Raw genomic sequence first — 20,935 nt, 5'->3', positions numbered from 1 at the left:
TGCTCCACCGCTCGCAGCACCAACCCGCAGCACCACTCGCTCACCAGGGGGAACACCGATGACGACCACCCAGCAGCAGCTCCCGACCGCGCCGGGTGAGGACGCGGCCGTCGAGGGGCCGGGCTCAGGCGCCGGCGCCCCCCGCGGCCTGGGCGTCTTCCCCCTGCCCCAGGGGCTGCTCCTGCTGGGCGACGACGCCGAGTCCCTGGCCGTGCGGGCCAACCTCGCCGCCGGGCGGGTGCCGCCGGTGTGGCCGAGCGGGCTGGCGCCGGTGGCCGCCGCGCACGCCGGCGACCTCGCGGGCGCCCTCGCGGCGTGGGCCCCCCGGGCGGGCGACCCGCTCGTGGCGTTCAACCGGTGGCTGCTCGACCCCGCGACCGCCGAGCCGAACGCGGTGCGCGCCGGGCTGCCCGAGGACCTGCGGCCCCTGGTCGACGTGGTCGCGTGGACGATCGGGGTCCCCGGTGCCGAGGTGCCGGCCGAGCCGACCCCGGAGCAGGTGCGCTCCGAGCCCGAGGTGGGCGCCCTCGTGCTCGCCACCCGGGCCAGCGCCGCGCTCGAGCAGCGCTCGCCCGACGTCGCCTGCGCCCTGCTGGGCTACGCGGCCCAGGCCGCGGACGCGCGCGGGCCCGCGCTCGCCGCGATGCTGCGCGGCAACACCGCCTCGCTGCTGCGCGAGGCGGGCGCGCCCGCCGAGCAGGTCGGCACCCTCCTGCGCCGCTCCACCGACGCGCTCGAGGGCAGCGACCTGCCCGAGGTGCGCGCCGAGCTGCTGCACGAGCTGGGCCTGTGCGTCCACGAACGGGCCGCCGAGGAGCCCCGCGACGTCGAGCGCGCGGCCCTCATGCGCGAGGCGATGGGGCACTACTACGACGCCCTCGGGCTCGTCTCGGAGACGTCGGCCCCCGAGCTGTGGGCCTCGGTCCAGCTCGACCTGGCCGCCGCCCACCTCGCCGTCCCGATGACCCAGGCCAGCGACCAGCTGCGGCTGGGTGTGGCCGCCCAGTCGCTGCGCGCCTGCCGCCGCGTGTTCACGCCGGAGACCCACCCCGGCCCGTGGTCGACGGCCACGGTGAACCTGGCCAACGCGCTCGTCTACACGCCCTCGCAGCACCGCTCGGAGAACCTGGTCGAGGCGATCGGGCTCTACCAGGAGGTCGTCGACTCCGGCACCCGCGACGACGACGCCGTCGGCCGCGCCCGCCTGCTGATGAACCTGGGCAACGCCCTGGCCCACGCGGGGGCGCTGGACGAGGCCCGCGCCGCGCTCGCGGAGGCCCGGTACCTGTTCGAGACCGAGCTCGACCACGAGGGCGCGCTCACCGTCCGGGGCCTCCAGGACGAGATCGCCCGCGTCGGCGTCACCGACCCCGACACCGACCTCGACGACCTGGCCCGCCAGGTGGAGGCGATGAGCCGGATGGACGCCCCCACCTCGTTCACGTCGGGGATGGGCGTCAGCATCGACGCGGGCTCGATCAACCTGCCGGCGGGCGACTCCGTGCCGCCGCCGCGGCGGGTGACGCGGGTCGACCCCAGCCAGCGCCCGACCGGCCGGCCGGACGCCGGGAACGGCGCGGGGACGGACGCCCGATGAGCGCCCCCGACCTCGGCCCGCTGTCGCTGGAGGAGCTCGCCGCGCGCCTGGACGAGGCCACGGCCCGGGCCGCGGACGCGGGCCAGGGCGACGTCCTGGAGGAGGCGCTGGCCGCGCACACCGAGCTGCACCGGCGCGGCGTCGTGGCGATGGTGCGGGGGCTCCGGGAGGACCCCCGCGGCAAGGAGCTGCTCTTCGCGCTCGTCGACGTGCCCGAGGTCCGGATGCTGCTCACCGTGCTGGGGGTGATCCGGCCGGACCCGACGACCGCCGCGAGCGTGGCGCTGGAGCAGGTCCGCCCCACGCTCGCCTCCCACGGCGGGGACGCGTCGCTGGACCGCGTCGAGGACGGGATCGCCTACATCCGGCTCGAGGGCGCCTGCAACGGCTGCTCGATGGCGTCGGTGACGCTGCGCGAGACCGTGGAGGCCGCGCTCACCGCCGGCGTGCCCGGCCTGCGGGGCGTCGAGGTCGTGCCGAACGAGCCGAGCCCCACCGTCATCCCGCTGTCCGCGATCGGGCTCCGCCCCGCCGACGCGGGCGACACCGCCACCGAGCTGGTCGCCGCGGGGTGGACGGACACGGGGGCGGACGACCTCGGGCTGGGCGACCTGCGCACCGCCACCGCCGTCGACGACGCCGCCTCCACCGACGTGGTCGTGGTGCGGACGCGGCTCGGGGTCCAGGCCTACGTCGACCGCTGCGCCCACCAGGGGCTGAGCCTGGCCAACGCGCTGGTCGACCCGGACGCCGGCACGCTCACCTGCGCGTGGCACGGCTTCTGCTACGACGCCGACTCGGGGGAGTGCACCTCGATGCCGGGTGCACAGCTGGAGCAGGTGCCGGTGCGCGTCGAGGCCGGTCGGGTCTGGGTGCGCGGCGCGCACGCGGCCGTCGGGGGCCGGTCGTGAAGGTCCGCGTCATCGCCCCCGGGCAGGTGCACACCGGGCACGTGCCCGGGCTGGGCGTCCCGGACACCCCCGACGCCCCGCCGTCCACCTACGACGGCTGGCGGCCCGCGGTGGTGCTGGGCGCCGACTCGCCCGGCGGCCTCGCGCTGCCCCCGGCCAGCCCGACGGCCGCCTGGATGTACGGCCCGCGCGCGGTGTGGACCGACGGCACGCGGGTCGTCGCCGCCGACACCGGCAACCACCGCGTGCTCGTGTGGCACACCATGCCCACGGCCGACGGGACGCCGGCGGACGTCGTCCTCGGCCAGCCCGACGAGCACACCGAGGGCCCGGCCGCCGGCGGTGCCGGCCCCGAGAACGGGATGTACCTGCCCACGGGCGTCCTCGTCGTGGACGGCCGCCTGGTCGTCGCCGACGCCTGGCACCACCGGCTGCTGGTGTGGGACGAGGTGCCGACCGCCACCGCCACCCCGCCCGACCACGTGCTGGGCCAGCCGAGCGCGTCCGACGTGGAACCCAACGCCGGCGGCGAGGCGGACGCCGGCACCTTCTACTGGCCCTTCGGGATCGCCCTGGTCGACGGCCGCTTCCACGTCGCCGACACGGGCAACCGGCGCGTCCTGGTGTGGCGCGACGGCCTGCCCCTCGACGGGCGCCCGGCCGACGTCGTCCTGGGCCAGCCCGACGAGCACGCCCGGGAGGAGAACCGCGGCGGGGAGGTCGGCCCGGCGTCCTTCCGCTGGCCGCACGCGATGGCGGGCACCGGCACCGGCGGCCTCCTCGTCGCGGACGCCGGCAACCACCGCGTCCTGCGCTGGGACGTGCACCCCGAGGCCGACGCCCCCGCGGACGCCGTGCTCGGCCAGCCCGACCTCGTCACCGGCACCGAGTTCCCCTACGTCTCCCAGGCGGGGCGGATGCGCTTCCCCTACGGGCTGGCCACGGTGACCGGCGCGGGCGCGTGGGGCACCGCCGTGGCCGACACCGCCAACAACCGCGTGCTGCTCTACCCGGGCACGGACGCGGTGGGCGACGCCCTGCCGGTCGCGGTGCTCGGCCAGCCGACCTACGCCGCCAACGGCGAGAACCGCTGGGAGCGCGTCGCCGCGGACACCTTCTGCTGGCCCTACGGCGTGCACTGGCACCGGCCCGTGGCGGGTGCCTCCGCGCACGGGGAAGTGCCCGTCGAGACCGTGGCTGTCGCCGATTCCGGCAACAACCGTGTCGTCCTCTGGCAGCGTGGCCTGGCGTGAGCTCCTTCCCGACGGCCCCGCTCGACCCGTTCGACCCCGTGGCGATCGGCGGCGACGACCGCCCCGCCGGCGTGGTGCGTCGACGCGCGGTCGTGCGCGGGGTCGTCCAGGGCGTCGGCTTCCGCCCGCACGTCGCGGTGCTCGCCCGCGAGCTGCGGCTGGCCGGTTGGTGCCGCAACGACGCCGCCTCCGTCGTCCTCGAGGTGGAGGGGCCGCGCGGGGCGGTCGACGCCCTGCTGGACCGCCTCGTCTCCCAGGCGCCGCCGCTGGCGCGCGTCGGGGACGTCGAGACGACGGACGTCGAGCCCACCGGCGCGTCCGGCTTCCGTATCGTGGCGTCGGAGACCGGGCCGGTGGAGGGCGCGGCGCGCACCGAGGTCCCGCCGGACACCGCGCCCTGCGCGGCCTGCCTGGCCGAGCTGGCGGACCCCGAGGACCGCCGCTACCGGCACCCCTTCGTCACCTGCACCCACTGCGGGCCGCGGCTCTCGATCATCACCGACCTCCCGTACGACCGACCCGCCACCACGATGGCCGGGTTCGAGATGTGCCCCGCCTGCCGGGCCGAGTACGAGGACCCGACGGACCGGCGCTACCACGCCCAGCCGATCGCCTGCCACGACTGCGGGCCCACCCTGCGGCTGCTCGACCGCAGCGGCGACGTCGTGGCGCGGGGGACAGACCCGGTGCTCTCCGCGGCCGCCTCGGCGCTGCGCGCCGGCCGGGTCGTGGCGATCAAGGGAGTCGGTGGCTACCACCTGGCGTGCGACGCCCAGAGCTCGGCGGCCGTGGCGCGGCTGCGCCGGCTCAAGCACCGCCCCGACCAGCCGTTCGCCGTGATGGCGCGCGACCTGGAGGCGGCGCGCGCGATCGTGGACACCGGCGGGGATGGCTCCGGCGCCGAGGCGCTCCTGGAGTCCCCGCAGCGTCCCGTCGTCCTGCTGCCCGCGCTCGAGGGCGGGCCCCTGGTCGAGGGCGTCGCGCCGGGCCTGGACGAGCTCGGCGTCCTGCTGCCCTACGCGCCGCTGCACCACCTGCTCCTGGGCGCGGACCCCGACGGCGGCCCCGGCGCCCCGATGTTCCTCGTGATGACCTCGGGCAACGTCTCCGGCGAGCCGCTCTGCGTGGACGACGCGGACGCGGTGGCGAGGCTCGCCGGCGACGGCCCGGCCGACCTGGTGCTCGCGCACGACCGCCCGATCGCGGTGCCGGTGGAGGACTCGGTGGTGGCGTGGAGCGGGGCGCTCGGCGCCGTGCCGGTGCGTCGCTCGCGCGGGTGGGCGCCGCAGCCGGTCGAGCTGCCGGGGGCCGACCCCTCCTCGGTGGTGCTGGCCGCCGGCGCCGAGATCAAGAACACCGTGGCCCTGGTGCGCGACGGTCGCGCGTACGTCTCCGGGCACGTGGGCGACCTGGCCTCGCTCGCCGCGCGCGAGCACCACCAGCGGGTCACCGACGCGCTGCTGACCTTCCACCGGGCCGGCCCCGACCTGCTGGTCTGCGACGCGCACCCCGGGTACGCCTCCCGGGCCTGGGCCCGCCGGTTCGCCTCGGAGCTGGGCGTCCAGACGCACGAGGTGCAGCACCACCACGCGCACCTGGCCGCGCTCGCCGCCGAGCACGGCCGGCTCGAGGACCGGCTGCTGGGCGTCGTCCTGGACGGCACCGGATACGGCTGCGACGGCACCGTGTGGGGCGGGGAGCTCCTCGTGCTGAGCGAGGGCGGCACCCAGGTGGAGCGGGTGGCCGCGCTCGGCACCGTCCGCCTGCCCGGTGGGGACGCCGGCGTCCGCAACCCCGTGCGCACCGCCGCCCTCGCCCTGCTCGACGCGGGCGTGGACCTCGAGGGCTCCGCGGTCGGCGAGGAGCTCTCGGAGGCCGAGCAGTCGCTCCTCCAGCGGGTGCACCTCTCCGGCGAGGGGGCGGTCGACACCAGCTCCACCGGGCGGCTCTTCGACGTCGCGGCCTCGATCCTCGGCGTCCGGCACCGCACGAGCTACGACGCCCAGGCGGCCATCGAGCTCGAGGCGGTCGCCCGCCGCGCGGCCCGCGCCTCCTGGTCCCCGGAGCCCGTCGCCTTCGACCTCGTGCAGGACGCCGGCGGGCTGACCCGGCTGGACGTCCGCCCCGCCGTCCGCGACCTCGCCCTGCGCGCCCGCCTCGGCGAGGACCCCGGCGACCTCGCGCTGGCCTTCCACACCGGCCTGGGCACGGCCCTGGCCTCCCTCGCCGCCGAGCAGGCGGCCTGGCACGGGGCCTCCGCCGTCGGGCTCAGCGGCGGGGTATGGGTCAACCGTCTCCTCCTGGAAACCGTCGTCGCGGCCCTGCGCGGGCGCGGCGTCGACGTCCTCCACCACGCGGTCGTGCCGTGCACGGACGGGGGGCTCGCCCTGGGGCAGGCCGCCGTCGGCGCGGCCGTCCTGGCCCGTTCGTCACCGGCGGCGCGGGACGTCTGACCCCACCCGCCCGGCGGAGGGCCCGACCCCTTGGCCGCGTCGCCCCGCGGAGGCAGAGTGAAGGGGTTCTCCCCCCGCTCACGCAGCACCAGCACCACACGGCACCACCCCGCAGCACCACCCCGAAGCAGCACCTGAAGCAGAGCACCGCCAACCGAAGGAGAACACCATGTGCCTGGCCGTCCCTGGGCGAGTCCTGGAGGTCTACGAGGAGAGCGGCACGACCATGGCCGACGTCGACTTCGGCGGCGCCCGCAAGAAGGTCTGCCTCGCCTACCTGCCCGACATCACCGTCGGGGAGTACGTGATCGTGCACGTGGGCTTCGCCATCCAGCGGCTCGACGAGGCCTCCGCAAAGGAGACCCTCGAGACGTTCGAGCGGATGGGCATCCTGGAGGAGGAGTTCGGCGACGGCTTCGCGCTGGCGGCCCGGGACGCGGGCATGCCCAACCCCGTCGGGCAGCCCGCCCGGGGCGTCGACCCGACCACGCCGGGGGTGGCCTCGTGAAGTACCTGGACGAGTTCTCCGACCCGGACCTCGCCAAGCGGCTGCTCGACCGGATCCACGCCGTCACCACCCGCCCCTGGGCGCTGATGGAGGTGTGCGGCGGGCAGACCCACTCGATCATCCGGCACGGCATCGACCAGCTCCTGCCCGACGGCGTGGAGATGATCCACGGCCCCGGCTGCCCGGTCTGCGTGACGCCGCTGGAGACGATCGACCGGGCCCTGGCCATCGCCGAGCGCCCCGACGTCATCTTCTGCTCGTTCGGCGACATGCTCCGCGTGCCCGGCTCGGACCGGGACCTGTTCACCATCAAGAGCCGCGGCGGCGACGTCCGCGTCGTCTACTCGCCGCTGGACGCCGTCCAGCTGGCCGTGGAGAACCCCGACAAGCAGGTCGTCTTCTTCGGCATCGGCTTCGAGACCACCGCCCCGGCCAACGCGATGACGGTGCACCAGGCCCGCCGCCTGGGCCTGACGAACTTCTCGCTGCTGGTCAGCCACGTGCTCGTCCCGCCGGCGATGTCGGCGATCATGGAGTCGCCCACCTGCCGGGTGCAGGCGTTCCTGGCCGCCGGCCACGTCTGCTCCGTGATGGGCACCGAGGAGTACCCGCCGCTGGCCGAGAAGTACGGCGTCCCGATCGTCGTCACCGGCTTCGAGCCCCTCGACATCCTCGAGGGCATCCGCAAGACGATCGTGCAGCTCGAGGAGGGCCGGCACGAGCTGGAGAACGCCTACGAGCGCGCCGTCCCCGCCGCGGGCAACCCGGCGGCCCAGGCGATGCTCGAGGACGTCTTCACCGTCACCGACCGGACGTGGCGCGGCATCGGCCGCATCCCCGGGTCCGGCTGGCGGCTGGCGGACAAGTACGCCGACTTCGACGCCGAGCTGCGGTTCCAGGTCACCGACATCGTGACCGAGGAGTCGCCGCTGTGCCGCTCGGGCGAGGTGCTCCAGGGGCTGATCAAGCCCCACGAGTGCGCCGCCTTCGGCAAGGAGTGCACGCCGCGCAACCCGCTGGGGGCCACGATGGTCTCCTCCGAGGGCGCCTGCGCCGCGTACTACGCCTACCGCCGCCTCGAGCTGACCACGCGCTGACGCCGGCACGACCGGAGGAGAAGAGAAGATGAGCAACGACCTCGACTTCGAGGGCTGGACCTGCCCGATGCCGCTGCGCGACACCCCGCAGGTCGTGATGGGCCACGGCGGCGGCGGCGCGATGAGCGCCGAGCTGGTGGAGAACCTGTTCCTGCCGGCGTTCGCGGCGGCCTCGCCCGGCGAGCTGGGCGACTCCGCCGTGCTGCCGCGGCCGGCCGGGCGGCTGGCGTTCTCGACGGACTCCTACGTGGTGAAGCCGATGTTCTTCCCCGGCGGGTGCATCGGGGACCTGGCCGTCAACGGCACGGTCAACGACCTGGCGATGTCGGGCGCGGTGCCGCTCTACCTCTCGACCGGCTTCATCGTGGCCGAGGGCACCGAGATGGCCGACCTGGGGCGCATCGCCACCGCGATGGGCAAGGCCGCCGAGGCCGCCGGCGTCCAGCTGGTCACCGGCGACACCAAGGTCGTCGACCACGGCTCCGGCGACGGCGTCTACGTCAACACCGCCGGCATCGGGGTCGTCCCGGACGGCGTGCACATCGGCCCGACCCGCGCGCGGCCGGGCGACGTCGTCCTGGTCTCCGGCGACATCGGCGTCCACGGCGTGGCCGTGATGAGCGTCCGCGAGGGCCTGGAGTTCGGCACCGGCGTCCGCAGCGACTCCGCGCCCCTGCACGGGCTGGTCGCCGACCTCCTCGCCTCCGGGGCCGACGTGCACGTGCTGCGCGACCCCACGCGCGGCGGGCTCTCGGCGTCCCTGTGCGAGATCGCCTCGGCCTCCGGGGTGGGGATCGAGGTCGTCGAGCGGGACGTCCCGGTGCCCGCGGAGGTCAAGGACGCCTGCGGGCTGCTGGGGCTGGACCCGTGGCAGGTGGCCAACGAGGGCAAGCTCGTGGCGATCGTGCCCGCGGAGCACGCGGACGTCGCCCTGGCGGCGCTGCGCGCGCACCCGTTCGGCCTCGGGGCGGTGCGCATCGGCACGGTCGTCGAGGACCACCCGCGCATGGTGGTGGCCCGCACCGGCCTGGGCGGCACCCGCGTCATCGACCTGCCCATCGGGGAGCAGCTCCCGCGCATCTGCTGAGCCCCCGCTCACCGGTCGTCCCCGACCGCTCACCGAACGACGCCGCCGCCCGAACGGGCGGCGGCGTCGTTGCTCGCGGGCCCGCGACCGTTCACGGATGTCGGGCCCTAGGCCCCTGCCCGACGCTCGGGCCGCGAGGTTGTCTGGGTAAAGGAAGCACGACTCTCACCCGTTCTGACCTGCGCGGACGTCTTGAACGTTCCAATTCGTCGGAACGCCCACGAGGGTCATGGACGCGACTAGGTTGGCGGCCGCAGGCCGACGGAACGGGCATCGAGATGGTCACGGAGATGGGCATGGAGCAGGTCGCCGAGCAGGGCGTCGACAGCACGATGGAAGACGGTGTCGCGCGGGGTGGCGACACCCCGGTGAGCGCGGCGGAGGTGGACGCGGCGCTGGACGCCGGACGGGTCCGCAACCCGTACGTGCGCGCCTACGTCCGCTACTGGGCCGACATCACGCAGCCGTCGCGGGTCGAGGTGGTCGACGCCTCGGACGACGCGCGGCTGGTCGCGGAGGCGCTGGAGGCAGGTGAGCTCCAGCCCGCGGGCGAGGGCCTCTACTACTCGCGCAGCTACGTGAAGGACACCGCCCGCAGCGAGGAGCGGACGATCGTCGCCACGGACGACGAGCGGCACCGCGGCGTCTACAACAACTGGCGCTCGGGCGACGACATGGTGCGCTCGCAGATCGAGCGGATGGCCGGGCAGTCGGTCGGGAAGACCATGTACGTGGTGCCCTACCTGATGAGCCCGGAGGGCTCGCCGCTGGCGCAGTACGCGGCCGGCGTCCAGGTCACCGACAACCGGCCGGTCGTGCTGCACATGATCCGGATGGCGCGGGTCGGCATCGACCACCTCGACGCCCTCGACGACCCCCAGGACTTCGTCAAGGCCGTCCACGTCACCGGCGACCTGCCGAACCTGGGCCAGGGCACGCCGGAGGACCAGCGCTACTTCGTCACGGTCGCCGACCGGCGCACGATCCTCCACTACGGCTCGAGCTACGGCGGCAACGCGCTGCTCGGCAAGATCGCGCACGGCCTGCGCCAGGCCTGCTTCGACGGGTACGCCTCGGCCGCCCGGGGGTTCGAGGACGGGCGGGGCTTCCTCGCCGAGCAGTTCATGCTCCTCGGGATCACCGACAAGCAGACGGGCAAGCGGTGGCACGTGGCGGGCGGCTTCCCGAGCGCCTCGGGCAAGACCAACCTCGCCATGACCCTGGCCCCGGACGCCCTCGGCGACCGGTACGTCGTGGACTTCTACGGCGACGACATCGCGTGGCTGTGGGTGGGCCAGGACGGCCGCCTCTACGCGATGAACCCCGAGTTCGGCGTCTTCGGCGTCGCCAAGGACACCAACGAGAAGACCAACCCGACCGCGCTCGAGGCGATCCAGCCCGGCAGCGGCGCGATCTTCACCAACGTCGCCTACAACCCGACCACCCAGGAGGTCTGGTGGGAGGGCCGCACCGCGGAGCCGCCGGCCGACGTCACGGGGTGGCTGGACTGGAAGGGCGAGGCGATCGCCGACCGCGAGCCCGGGGACACCTCCCCGTGGGCCCACCCGAACAGCCGGTTCACCACCACGCTGGCCAACGTGCCGAACGTGGCGGCGGACTACGCCGAGCCCGCCGGCGTCCCCGTCGACGCGATCATCTTCGGCGGCCGCACCCGCGACCGCGAGCCGCTGGTCCGGGCCATCACGGACCTGGCCGAGGGCGTCTACGACGGCCTCACGCTGGGCGCCGAGGCGACCTTCGCGGCGGACGGCCTGGACGGTCAGCTGCGCTACGACCCCATGTCCATGCGGCCGTTCCTGGCCTACGGCGAGGGCGACTACGCCCAGCACTGGCTGGACGTCGTCGGCGCGGCCACCGAGCAGCCGATCTTCGCCCACGTGAACTGGTTCGCGCGCGACCCCGAGGACGGGCACTTCCGCTGGCCGGGCTACCGCGAGAACCTGCGGGCCCTGCTGTGGCTGCTCGCCCTCAAGGACGGCGAGGTCACCGGCACCGCCACGCCGGTCGGCGTCGTCCCGACGGCCGAGGAGCTCGACCTGGTCGGGCTCGACGTCCCGGCCGCCGACCTCGAGGCGATCCTCACCGTCGACCTCGAGCGGTGGCGTCAGGAGATGGGCTTCCGGGCCGACCACCTGGCCCAGTTCGAGCGGCTGCCGGAGGAGATCTGGGAGGCGCACCGCCGGGTGGCGGCGGCGCTGGACGAGGCGGCGGGCGCCGAGGGCCAGGCCTAGGGCCGGCTGCGGACGGCCGGCGCCGACACGGTCGAGGGAACCAGGTGCGCCGGCAGCACGGCCCACCCGCGCAGGATGCGGGTGGGCCGTCGTGCCGCGCGGGTCTCCCCCGAGCCGAGCGCGAGGTCGGGGAACGCGTCGAGCAGCGTCCGCAGCCCCACCTCGCCCTCCATCCGAGCCAGGGCGGCGCCCAGGCAGAAGTGCCGGCCGCCCGAGAACGACAGGTGCTCGCGGGCGTTCTCCCGGGCCACGTCGAAGACGTCGGGGTCGGTGAAGACCGCCGGGTCGCGGTTGGCCCCGGCCAGGACGGCGGCGACCATCTCGCCCACGCGGACGCGCCGCCCCGCGACCTCCGTGTCGACCGCGGGGGTGCGTCCGGTCAGCAGCACCGGCGGGTCGTAGCGGAGCACCTCGTCGACCGCGTTCGGCCAGAGCGACGGCTCCCGCGCCAGCCGGGCGCGCTGGTCGGGGTGCTCGAGGAGCAGCACCAGCCCGTTCGAGAGCAGGTTGGCGGTGGTCTCGAAGCCGGCCGCGAGCACCAGCCCGGCGGTGGCGAGGAGCTCGTCGGTGCTGAGGCCGTCCCCGGTCTCGTCGTCGCGCGCGGCGACGAGGCGGCTCATGAGGTCGTCGCCCGGGTGCGCCCGCAGGTGCTCCAGGTGCGCCACCAGCCAGGTGCGGAAGTCCTCCAGCGCGTCCTCCACCCGCCTGGCTTGCCGGTAGGAGAGGCCGAGGTCGAGGCTGGGTGCCGCGGCCTGCCCGAAGGCCGCCACCCGCTCCCGCTCGGAGGCGGGGACGCCGAGGATCTCGCAGATCACCGTCACCGGCAGCGGTGAGCAGTACGCCTCGACGAGGTCGACGGTGCCGTCCGGGCCCACGTGCCGGGGCAGGTCGGCCACGAGGGCGTCCGCCACCTCCTGGGTGCGGGCGCGCAGGGCCTCCACGGCCCGCACGCTGAACACGCGGGTGACCAGGCGGCGGTAGCGGGCGTGGTCGGGGCCGTCCGTCACGAGCAGGGACGGCGGGGAGAGCGGCCCGAGCCGCCGCGGCTCCTCGGCCCACAGGGCGAGCCGCTGGACCCGGTCGCGCTGCGGGCGGGGGAAGCCGCTGCGCAGGTCGGGGTGGCTGAGCACCTCCTTCACGACGGCGTGGTCGGCCGTCGTCCAGGCGTACCGGGCCCGGTGCAGCGGGCCCGCCTCCCGGATGGCGGTGGCCAGCGGGTACGGCGCCTCGAGGGAGCCGGCGGTGCGGGTGACCATGAGGCCCTGGAGGTCGCCCTGGCGGGCTGCGCGGCGCAGCAGGGCCGCCGGAAGGCCGTGGCCGACGGCCCACCTGACGGCGCGTCGGGCCTCCTGGCCGAGGGGTGCGAGGGGCTGGGACACGGGGGTCCTCCGTCGGGTGGGCGAGCGTGCGTACCAGTGGTGTGACGACAGGATGACGCGAAGGTCACGCTGCGTTCCCACGGTCCAGACCGCGCGGGACAGGGGCGCAAATCACTCCGTCGGGAGTGCATGGTGCCGAACGTGCAGGTGAGACGCCCGGGCCTCCATCTCGATAGAGCGGCTGGGGCGTCCTGGCCCTCCCGGGCCACCCGTCTGGTCGGCGTGGATCAGGCAGTGTGACCAAGAAGGTGACGTAAGTCCCTACCCAGTGGGGAAAGAATGAGTCACCGGGGACGCCTGCGCGTCCCTCCGTTCCGCCCCGGGCGACCGGGGCCAGCCTCCCCCGGAGCACGACCGTGATCGATCCCGACTCCTCCCGCAACGTCCACCGGCACCTCGACGCCCCGCCGCCCGCGGCCCTGGCCGCCGAGCGGGACCCGGAGGCCGGGCTGCGGGCGACCTACACCTTCCTCATCGCCACGATGGTCGTGCTGGGCCTCGGCCTGGTGCTCGGCACGGCGATGCTCGGCGCGGCCGTGCTCGTCACCGTCGTCGCGGCGATCGTGCTGGTGGCCGGCATGAGCAGCGCCCGCACGTGGGCGCTGGTCGGCACCGGCCTCCTCGGCCTCGCGCTGCTGGTCGTCCTCGTCAGCTGACCTCGGCCGGGGTCTCGCGGAGCCGGGGCTTCGCGGGCCACCAGAACGTCTCGCCCAGCGTGAGGACGAGCGCCGGCACGATGATCGTGCGCACGAGCAGGGTGTCCAGCAGGACGCCGATGCCGATGACCACGCCGAGCTGGGCGAGCACCACGAGCGGCAGCACCCCCAGGACCGCGAACACCGCGGCCAGCAGGATGCCGGCGCTCGTGATCACCCCGCCGGTGGCCGAGAGGGCGCGCAGGACGCCCTCCCGGGTGCCGTGCCGCGCGGCCTCCTCGCGGGTCCGCGTGATGAGGAAGATGTTGTAGTCGACGCCGAGCGCGACCAGGAACAGGAACGCGAACAGCGGCGTGGACACGTCGAGCGCCTCGAACCCGAGCACCCGGGTGAAGAGCAGCCAGCCGAGCCCGAGCGCGCTGCCGAACGTCGCCACCACGGTGGCCACCAGCAGCAGCGGCGCCAGCAGCGAGCGCAGCAGCGCCACGAGGGCCACCAGCACCAGCGCGAGCACCAGCGGGAAGATGACCAGCCGGTCGCGCGTCGCCGCCGCGGCCTCGTCGATCCGCTCGGCGTCCGAGCCGCCCACGTAGGTGCCGGTGAGGCCCGCGTCGGCCAGGTCCGAGCGCAGGGTCTCCACGGCGTCGCCCGCCGCGTCCGTGCCCGGGGTGGCGTCGAGGACGGCCTCGATCTCCGTGACCCCGTCGGCTGAGGTGGACTCCGACGCCGAGCTCACGCCCGCCGAGGCCTGGACGGTGGCGAGCACCGTGTCGGCGTCGTCCGTGGTGAGGACCGTGGCCGGCTCGGAGTAGCCGGACGGGAAGGAGTCGGCGAGCCGCTCGGCCGCGCTGATCGACTCCGGGGTGTCGAGGAACTGCTCCGCGGCGCTCAGCCCGGTCCGCAGGCCGAGGGCGGGCGAGGCGCAGAGGGCCACGAGGACGATGCCGGCAGCCAGGACGGTGCGCGGCCGGCGGGAGACGGCCTGCCCGACGCGTCCCCAGACCTTCGCGGTCTCCTCCGAGGTGGGCGTGCCCACGTGGGGCACCTTCGGCCAGAAGACCCAGCGGCCGCAGAGCACGAGCGCGGCGGGCAGTGCCACGAGCACCATCACGGCGGCCACGACCACGCCGACGGCGGAGGCGAGCCCCAGCCCGCGGGTGGTGGGAGTGAGGGAGAGGAGCAGGCAGAGGACGCCGACGACGACGGTCGAGGAGGAGCCGAGGACGGCCTCGGCGGTGCGGTGCAGCGCGCGGGCCATCGCGCGGTGGCGGTCCTCCTCCCGCCGGAGCTCGTCGCGGTAGCGGGAGATGAGGAGGAGGGCGTAGTCCGTGCCCGCGCCGAAGACGAGCACGGAGAGGATGCCGGTCGTCGACTCGTCCCAGGCCAGGCCGGTGGCGGCCATCGCGTGGGTGGCGAGGACGCTCGCGAGCTGGTCGGCCGCGCCGACGACGGCGAGCGGGACGATCCACAGCACCGGGCTGCGGTAGGTGAGGACGAGGAGCACGGCCACCACCAGCGCGGTGGTCGCCAGCAGCGTCACGTCGGCGCCGGAGAACACCTGGGCGAGGTCGGCCTGGATGGCGGCCGGGCCCGTGACGGCCACGCTCACGCCGTCGGGGACGTCGGCGCGCAGGGCGTCGCGCAGCGCGGTGACTTGGTCCTCGACGGCCGAGGCGGAGCCGCCCGTGAGCACGACCGGGAGCACGGCGGCGGTGCCGTCGTCGGAGACCAGGGCCGCCGGGAGGGTGGCGGTGGCGTCGCTGGTGAGGTCCGAGAGCGAGGCGGTGATGCTCTTCTGCTGGGCCTTGGTGAGGGTGCCGTCGTCGGAGGTCCACAGGACGATCGCGGTGGCCCCGGCGTCGTCGGGCAGCGAGTCCTCGAGGATCGCCGCCTCCGTCGAGCCGTAGCCCGCAGGCAGGGTGTCCGTGGTCGCGCTCTCGTGGGTGGCGCTGCCGAGCCCGGCGATCATCGCCACCGCGAACGCCAGCGGGAGGAGCGCCGCGACCCAGGCCCAGCCGCGTCGCGTCGTCCAGGTCGCCCAGGAGGGTGTGTGGTCCATGTCAGACTGCCTCATCTTGTTTCGGTCCCCTAGTTGCTAAGCAGGTTAAGTACACGATGGCAGACGTCGAGCCCGGCTCACCCGACCGGGGCCCCGGCGCGCCCGGCGGTGGGGTCTCCGGCGGTGGGGTCTCCGGGGGCGGGGTCTCCGGGGGCGGGGCCCCCGAGGCTGGGGGCGGCGCGCCCGCGCGGCCCGCGACCGGCTTCGTGGACGCCTGGGAGCAGACCGACTCCCTCCGCGCGCTCCGCCGCGCCGTCACCGCCGCCGGGAAGGTCCGCCCGGCCGTCGCCCGCCGCGCCGGCCTCGGCGAGTCCGAGCTCGTCGCCCTCGAGCGGCTCGTCGCCGCCCCCGCCGGCCCCGCCGAGCTGGCTCGCCTCCTCGGCGTCTCGACCGCCGCCGCCACCGGCCTCGGCGACCGCCTCGAGGCCCACGGCCACGCCGAGCGCCGCGCCCACCCCTCCGACCGGCGCCGCGTCGAGCTGCACGTGACCGACTCCGGCCGCGAGGAGGTCCTCGCGCACCTGCTGCCCATGTTCTCCGTGCTCGCCCGCCTCGACGCCGGCTTCACCGACGACGAGCGCGCCGTCGTCGCGCGGTACCTCGACGGGGCGCGGGAGGCGTTCGAGGAGCTGGCTGAGTTGGACTAGCGCCCTCCGGGCGCATGTTCTCGGGCTCGTACCCCCTGCCCGTCGCTCCCCGGCTCGGCACCGACGGCACCTCGTCATCCTCGCTGCAGCGCAGGGGCGCGCGCGGACGTCTCGGGGGAGTGCGTCAGGCGTCGGCGGAGCTGACCGAGGCGGTGGCCGACTCGGTGGGGGTCGGCGTCGGGGAGGTCGTGGCGCTGCTCGAGGCGTCGTCGGCGAGCGGCGGGCAGCCGCCCAGCGCGTCCGTCGTGAGCATGATCGAGCCGAGGGCGGCCCAGGCGGCGCCGTAGTAGGTCGAGCCCTGCGCCACGATCGACCGGGCCTCGGCGAGCTTCGCCTCGGCCGTGGCGTCGTCGCCGGTGACGGCCGCGCCGGCGGCCTGGGCGACGGCGGTGAGGGCCGAGAGGTCCGAGGTCTGCGGCTGCGCGTCCAGCGAGTAGGTGCCGTAGGCCTCCCCGGAGGTGCCCAGGATCGCCGCGAGCGCGGCGGTGATCGCGGTGTCGTCGCTGCTGCACGACTCCGCGTTGCGGACGAGGGTGCGGGCCGCGTCGTAGGAGAAGACGGCGGCGGCGCCGCTGGGCGAGGCGCTCGGCGAGGCGTTGCCCTGGTCGTCGATGGTGGCCCAGTCGGGCGTGAGCTGGCCGTCCACCGTCGCCGCCCGCACCGCCGCGTTCGAGCCGGCCTCGAGCGACGTCCAGCGGGAGTCCCCGCTCGCCGCGTACAGCACCTGCATGGCCGCGGGCGAGACGTAGCTCGGGTTGAACCAGTACGGGCTGGACGAGGTGGCCCACTGCCCGGCGACCAGCACCAGGCCCGCGGGCGTGCTCACGGTCTCGTGGTCGAGGATCGCCGTCCCCAGGTCGACACCGGCCCGGGTGAGGCTGTCGTCGCCCCACTTCTGCCCGGCCAGTACCAGTGCTCGGGCGGCGTCGAGGTCGGCGTCGGAGGCCGAGGACGCGTCCACGACCTCGCCGCCGGACCAGTGCCAGCTCAGCAGGCCGTCCTGGCTGCGCAGCAGGTGCGCCTGCGTCCACGACCAGACCGCGTCGAACGTGTCCTCGTCGTCGCTGCCGACGGCGACGAGCATCGCGTAGGCCTGCCCCTCGCTCACCGTGTCGTCGCCCTGGTCGCGGCGCACGACCCGGCCGTCGGCGTCCACGTAGGTGTCGAGGAAGTACTGCGCCGCCGAGGTGCCGTCGGCGGCGGTGGTGGTCGGGTCCGCGGGGGTGCTCGTCACGTCGTCCCCGCTCCTGACCGCCCGCACGAGCACGAGCGCGGCCACGACGAGGACGACGACCGCCACGGCCGTCACCGCCTGTCGTGCTGCGCGGCTCATCGACGCTCCTCCCGCACCGGCCCCGGTGCCCGGGACCGCGAGCCGATCGGCCCGCGGTGCAGCCACCGTACGAGACGGACGACCGCCTCCCCAGGCCTGCCCGGCGTGGCGCACGCCGGGGTGGCGGGCCTCACGAGGACGCGGCGGGCGCCCGCCCGCGCCCTGTGCCCGCCCTGTGTGTGCCTGGCCTGTGACCTGGCCCGACGCCTTCCGCCCGCTCCCGGGACGTGGTGGGCTGGGCGCATGCGCCCGACGCGTCCGGACCCTGCCCGCGCCGCCCTCTCCCGTTCCGCCCTCTCCCGTTCCGCCCTGCTGCGGGCGGCCGGCGGCCTGGGCCTGGGGGTCGCGGCCGCGGAGGCGCTCGCGGCGTGCTCCTTCGACACGGGGTCGACGACGGGACCGTCGGGGGAGGCGAGCGGCGCGACCACGACGGTGACCGCCTCGCCGTCCCCGTCCGACTCGGCGGGCGGCTCGGCGTCGTCGACCCCCTCTCGGACGCCCACCTCCGACCCCACCTCGACATCCCGCTCGAGGGCGGTGCCGCGCACGGTCGACGTGCGCGTCGGCCGCACGCTGGCCACGGACCTCAACGTGCCGTGGGGGATCGCGTTCCTGCCCGACGGGTCGGCCCTGGTGGGGTCGCGGGACACCGCGCACGTCCACCGGATCACGCCGGAGGGGCGGCGTCGCTCGGTCGGCACGGTGCCGGGGGTGGTCTCGAACGTCGCCGAGCTCGGCGAGGCCGGGCTGCTCGGGCTCGCGCTGCACCCGGACTACCCGCGGCGGCCGTGGCTCTACGCCTACCGGTCCACCGCGAGCGGGAACCAGGTGGTGCGGATGCGGTACCGGGGCGGCCGGCTCGGTCGTCCGCACGTCCTCCTCGACGGCATCAACAGCTCGATCCACCACAACGGCGGCGCGCTCGCCTTCGGCCCCGACGGCCACCTCTACGTCGGCACCGGGGACGCCGAGGTCTCCTCGGACGCGCAGGACACCGCCTCGCTCAACGGCAAGATCCTGCGCATCGCCGAGGACGGCTCGGTGCCGCGCGGCAACCCGTGGAGGAACCCGGTGTGGACGATCGGGCACCGCAACGTGGAGGGCCTCGCGTTCGACGGCTCCACCCTCTGGGCCTCGGAGTTCGGCGACAAGACGGCCGACGAGCTGAACCGGGTCGTGGGCGGCAGGAACTACGGCTGGCCGTACGTCGAGGGCTCCGACGGGCGGGGCGGCTACCGCGACCCCCTCACGCAGTGGGCCACCGACGACGCCTCGCCCTCGGGCATCGCCGTCGCCGCCGGGCGCGCGTGGCTGGCCACGCTCCAGGGCCAGTGCGTGTACGCGGTGGTGCTGCGGGGTCCCCGGAAGGGGCACGTGGAGAAGTACCTGGCCGGACGCTACGGGCGGCTCCGGCTCGTCGCCGCCGCCCCGGACGGCAGCCTCTGGCTCGGCAGCTCGAACACGGACGGCCGGACCACCCCCAGCGCCGGCGACGACCGCCTGGTGCGGCTGCGGCTGGTCACCTGATCGCTCAGGTCACGAACCGGAACAGCGGCGAGTCGGGCGGCACGGGCGTGACGACCAGCGGACTGGCGTCCATCCGCGCCAGCAGCGGGGCCAGGTCGCCCGCGGCGCCGAGCTCGACACCGACCAGAGCCGGCCCGGTCTCTCGGTTGTTGCGCTTGGTGTACTCGAACAGCGTGATGTCGTCGTCCGGCCCGAGCACCTCGTCCAGGAAGCGTCGCAGCGCGCCCGGCTCCTGCGGGAACTCCACGAGGAAGTAGTGCTTGAGCCCCTCGTGGACGAGCGCGCGCTCCACCACCTCGGCGTAGCGCGAGACGTCGTTGTTGCCGCCGGAGACGATCGCGACCACGGTGGCCCCGGGCTCGAGGCCGAGTTCGTCGAGCTGCGCGAGCGCCGCCGTGGCGAGCGCGCCCGCGGGCTCGGCGATGATCCCGTCGGAGGAGTACAGGTCGAGCATCTCCACGCACACGGCGCCCTCGGGGACGGCCAGCAGGCGCGGGGCGTGGGCGGCGACGACGGCGTAGGTCGCGTCCCCGACGCGCCGGACGGCCGCGCCGTCCACGAACCCGTCGACGCTCGCGAGCTCGACGGGTGCCCCCGCCTCGATCGCCGCGGCCATCGAGGCCGCGCCCGCGGGCTCGGCGGCCGCCACCAGGACCTCGGGCGCCCGCGCCGCGAGCACGGTGAGGCAGCCCGCCACGAGCCCGCCGCCGCCGACGGGCACGACGAGCGCGTCCGGCGTGCCCACGCCGGCCTCGGCGAGCTGGGCGAGGAGCTCGGTGGCCACGGTCCCCTGACCGGCGACGATCCGCGGGTCGTCGAACGCGGGGACGTTGGTCGCGCCCGTGCGCTCCGCGAAGGCCGCGTTCGCGGCGGCCGCGTCGTCGTAGGTGTCGCCGCCGATGACGACCTCCACCAGGTCGCCACCCAGGACCGCGACCCGCTCCCGCTTCTGCCGCGGGGTGGTGCGGGGCAGGTGGACGCGGGCCCGCACGCCGGCCCGCGCGCACGCCAGCGCCACGCCCTGGGCGTGGTTGCCGGCGGAGGCGCAGGTGACGCCGCGGGCCTTCTCCTCCTCGGAGAGGCCGCTGATCAGGTGGTAGGCGCCGCGCACCTTGTACGAGCGGACCGGTTGGAGGTCCTCCCGCTTGAGCCACACGTCGTACCCGGTGGCGGCGGAGAGCCGCTCGCTGCGGTGCAGGGGCGTGGGGGTGAGGACGCCGGCGAGCCGGTCGGCCGCGGCGTCCACGTCGGCGGCGGTGGGGAGGTGCACCCGACCAGCCTGACAGACCTCACCCGGGCCGCGCTCGGCAGAGGGGCCCGACCGGGCCCCACTGCCGAGCGCGCAGGCACAGGGGTGCTCAGCGAGGGGCCATCCGGAGCGCGCCGTCCATCCGGACGGTCTCGCCGTTGAGGTAGTCGTGCTCGACGAGGAAGAGCGCGAGGTCGGCGTACTCCTCGGGGCGGCCGAGCCGCTGCGGGAACGGGACTCCGGCGGCGAGGCCCGCGCGGAACTCCTCCGACACCGTGGCGAGCATCGGGGTCTCGATGATGCCGGGCGCGATCGTGTTGACCCGGATGCCGTGCTGCGCGAGGTCGCGGGCGGCGGGCAGCGTCAGGCCGACCACCCCGCCCTTGGAGGAGGCGTACGCGGCCTGGCCGACCTGGCCCTCGAAGGCGGCGACGCTCGCGGTGTTGACGATGGCGCCGCGCTGGCCGTCGGCCAGGGGCTCGGTCGCGGCCATCGCCTCGGCGGCCACGGTGAGCACCGTGAACGTGCCGACGAGGTTCACTTGCACGACCTTGGCGTAGAAGGCCAGGTCGTGGCGGCCCTTGCGGCCCAGGATGCGCATGGACGGCCCGATGCCGGCGCAGTTGACCGCCACCCGCAGCGGCAGCCCCGAGGCGACGGCCTGCGCGACGGCCGCGTCGACCTGGTCGGCGTCCGTGACGTCGGTGGGGACGTAGGTGACGCCGTCGACGGCCGGGACCGCGGCGACGGCGTCCGGGAGGTCGAGGCCGAAGACGCGGGCGCCCGCGGCGGCGAGGCGGGCGGCGGTGGCCGCGCCGAGGCCGGAGGCGGCGCCGGTGACGATCGCGGCGGTGTCGGTGACCTGCATGCGGGGTGGGGTCCCTTCTCAGAAGGTGGGCGGGTCGGACGGTGGCGGGGTCGGACGGT

At 75.5% G+C, this 20,935-nt stretch carries 16 protein-coding genes; 11 read left to right on the top strand and 5 right to left on the bottom strand.

Annotated elements, in window-relative coordinates; translation table 11 throughout:
- Positions 1–58 precede the first annotated feature (58 nt).
- The 8 genes from E8D37_RS07810 to E8D37_RS07775 all read left to right on the top strand — a co-directional run bounded on the left by E8D37_RS07810 (position 59) and on the right by E8D37_RS07775 (position 11,158).
- A complete protein-coding gene (locus E8D37_RS07810) occupies positions 59–1,597 on the top strand; it encodes a hypothetical protein (RefSeq protein WP_136569219.1) in 1,539 nt (512 codons plus the stop codon).
- Positions 1,594–2,508 (top strand): NifU family protein, encoded by a 915-nt coding sequence (locus E8D37_RS07805; RefSeq protein ID WP_136569218.1) that lies wholly within the window; start codon positions 1,594–1,596, stop codon positions 2,506–2,508. Before E8D37_RS07810 ends, E8D37_RS07805 begins: the two co-directional genes overlap by 4 nt.
- Positions 2,505–3,761 (top strand): NHL repeat-containing protein, encoded by a 1,257-nt coding sequence (locus E8D37_RS07800; protein ID WP_206055635.1) that lies wholly within the window; start codon positions 2,505–2,507, stop codon positions 3,759–3,761. Before E8D37_RS07805 ends, E8D37_RS07800 begins: the two co-directional genes overlap by 4 nt.
- Entirely contained in the window at positions 3,758–6,214 is a 2,457-nt protein-coding gene (gene hypF, locus E8D37_RS07795) for a carbamoyltransferase HypF (protein WP_206055634.1), read from the top strand. The genes E8D37_RS07800 and hypF overlap by 4 nt, the downstream gene beginning before the upstream one ends.
- Before the next feature lie 169 nt (positions 6,215–6,383).
- The gene (locus E8D37_RS07790; protein ID WP_136569217.1) at positions 6,384–6,722 is read left to right on the top strand and encodes a HypC/HybG/HupF family hydrogenase formation chaperone; all 339 of its coding nucleotides are present in this window, start codon (positions 6,384–6,386) and stop codon (positions 6,720–6,722) included.
- On the top strand, positions 6,719–7,819 hold the full coding sequence (gene hypD, locus E8D37_RS07785; RefSeq protein ID WP_136569216.1) for a hydrogenase formation protein HypD: 1,101 nt from the start codon (positions 6,719–6,721) through the stop codon (positions 7,817–7,819). The genes E8D37_RS07790 and hypD overlap by 4 nt, the downstream gene beginning before the upstream one ends.
- A 28-nt stretch (positions 7,820–7,847) precedes the next feature.
- Complete coding sequence (gene hypE, locus E8D37_RS07780) at positions 7,848–8,906, top strand: hydrogenase expression/formation protein HypE (RefSeq protein WP_136569215.1); 1,059 nt, start codon at positions 7,848–7,850, stop codon at positions 8,904–8,906.
- A gap of 278 nt (positions 8,907–9,184) precedes the next feature.
- The gene (locus E8D37_RS07775; protein WP_240770272.1) at positions 9,185–11,158 is read left to right on the top strand and encodes a phosphoenolpyruvate carboxykinase (GTP); all 1,974 of its coding nucleotides are present in this window, start codon (positions 9,185–9,187) and stop codon (positions 11,156–11,158) included.
- On the opposite strand, the gene E8D37_RS07770 is transcribed toward E8D37_RS07775, so the two are convergent.
- Positions 11,155–12,537 carry a cytochrome P450 gene (locus E8D37_RS07770; protein WP_240770271.1) on the bottom strand — a complete coding sequence of 461 codons (1,383 nt, stop codon included), beginning with the start codon at positions 12,535–12,537 and terminating at the stop codon, positions 11,155–11,157. The genes E8D37_RS07775 and E8D37_RS07770 overlap by 4 nt on opposite strands.
- Positions 12,538–12,893: 356 nt before the next feature.
- On the opposite strand from E8D37_RS07770, the gene E8D37_RS07765 reads away from it, so the two are divergent.
- Positions 12,894–13,193, top strand: a complete 300-nt coding sequence (locus E8D37_RS07765; protein ID WP_136569214.1) for a hypothetical protein — start codon at positions 12,894–12,896, stop codon at positions 13,191–13,193.
- On the opposite strand, the gene E8D37_RS07760 is transcribed toward E8D37_RS07765, so the two are convergent.
- Positions 13,186–15,252, bottom strand: coding sequence for an MMPL family transporter (locus tag E8D37_RS07760; RefSeq protein ID WP_136569213.1), 2,067 nt, complete (start codon positions 15,250–15,252; stop codon positions 13,186–13,188). The genes E8D37_RS07765 and E8D37_RS07760 overlap by 8 nt on opposite strands.
- Positions 15,253–15,308: 56 nt before the next feature.
- Between E8D37_RS07760 and E8D37_RS07755 the strand changes: the two genes are divergently transcribed.
- Positions 15,309–15,899 carry a MarR family transcriptional regulator gene (locus E8D37_RS07755; protein ID WP_136569212.1) on the top strand — a complete coding sequence of 197 codons (591 nt, stop codon included), beginning with the start codon at positions 15,309–15,311 and terminating at the stop codon, positions 15,897–15,899.
- Between the two features lie 124 nt (positions 15,900–16,023).
- Here E8D37_RS07755 and E8D37_RS07750 read toward each other — a convergent pair whose 3' ends face one another.
- On the bottom strand, positions 16,024–17,232 hold the full coding sequence (locus E8D37_RS07750) for a glycosyl hydrolase family 8 (protein ID WP_136569211.1): 1,209 nt from the start codon (positions 17,230–17,232) through the stop codon (positions 16,024–16,026).
- A gap of 243 nt (positions 17,233–17,475) precedes the next feature.
- Between E8D37_RS07750 and E8D37_RS07745 the strand changes: the two genes are divergently transcribed.
- Complete coding sequence (locus tag E8D37_RS07745) at positions 17,476–18,759, top strand: PQQ-dependent sugar dehydrogenase (RefSeq protein WP_136569210.1); 1,284 nt, start codon at positions 17,476–17,478, stop codon at positions 18,757–18,759.
- 4 nt (positions 18,760–18,763) lie between these two features.
- On the opposite strand, the gene ilvA is transcribed toward E8D37_RS07745, so the two are convergent.
- Both ilvA and E8D37_RS07735 read right to left on the bottom strand, forming a co-directional pair.
- A complete protein-coding gene (gene ilvA / locus E8D37_RS07740; protein ID WP_136569209.1) occupies positions 18,764–20,029 on the bottom strand; it encodes a threonine ammonia-lyase IlvA in 1,266 nt (421 codons plus the stop codon).
- A gap of 88 nt (positions 20,030–20,117) precedes the next feature.
- Positions 20,118–20,876 (bottom strand): SDR family oxidoreductase, encoded by a 759-nt coding sequence (locus E8D37_RS07735; RefSeq protein ID WP_136569208.1) that lies wholly within the window; start codon positions 20,874–20,876, stop codon positions 20,118–20,120.
- Between the last annotated feature and the right edge of the window lie 59 nt (positions 20,877–20,935).

The sequence above is a fragment of the Nocardioides sp. GY 10127 genome (assembly GCF_004919085.1).
Classification (GTDB): Bacteria; Actinomycetota; Actinomycetes; order Propionibacteriales; family Nocardioidaceae; genus Nocardioides.
The sequence above is the reverse complement of the archived record's forward strand: the minus strand, read 5'-3'. Positions and strand labels throughout refer to the sequence as shown.

Excerpts from the sequence above, each read along its gene's own strand:
- E8D37_RS07810 (WP_136569219.1), top strand. The coding sequence starts at position 59 with ATGACGACCACCCAGCAGCAGCTCCCGACCGCGCCGGGTGAGGACGCG.
- E8D37_RS07805 (WP_136569218.1), top strand. The coding sequence starts at position 1,594 with ATGAGCGCCCCCGACCTCGGCCCGCTGTCGCTGGAGGAGCTCGCCGCG.
- E8D37_RS07790 (WP_136569217.1), top strand. The coding sequence starts at position 6,384 with ATGTGCCTGGCCGTCCCTGGGCGAGTCCTGGAGGTCTACGAGGAGAGC.
- hypE (WP_136569215.1), top strand. The coding sequence starts at position 7,848 with ATGAGCAACGACCTCGACTTCGAGGGCTGGACCTGCCCGATGCCGCTG.
- E8D37_RS07775 (WP_240770272.1), top strand. The coding sequence starts at position 9,185 with ATGGTCACGGAGATGGGCATGGAGCAGGTCGCCGAGCAGGGCGTCGAC.
- E8D37_RS07760 (WP_136569213.1), bottom strand. The coding sequence starts at position 15,252 with ATGGACCACACACCCTCCTGGGCGACCTGGACGACGCGACGCGGCTGG.
- E8D37_RS07755 (WP_136569212.1), top strand. The coding sequence starts at position 15,309 with ATGGCAGACGTCGAGCCCGGCTCACCCGACCGGGGCCCCGGCGCGCCC.
- E8D37_RS07750 (WP_136569211.1), bottom strand. The coding sequence starts at position 17,232 with ATGAGCCGCGCAGCACGACAGGCGGTGACGGCCGTGGCGGTCGTCGTC.
- E8D37_RS07745 (WP_136569210.1), top strand. The coding sequence starts at position 17,476 with ATGCGCCCGACGCGTCCGGACCCTGCCCGCGCCGCCCTCTCCCGTTCC.
- E8D37_RS07735 (WP_136569208.1), bottom strand. The coding sequence starts at position 20,876 with ATGCAGGTCACCGACACCGCCGCGATCGTCACCGGCGCCGCCTCCGGC.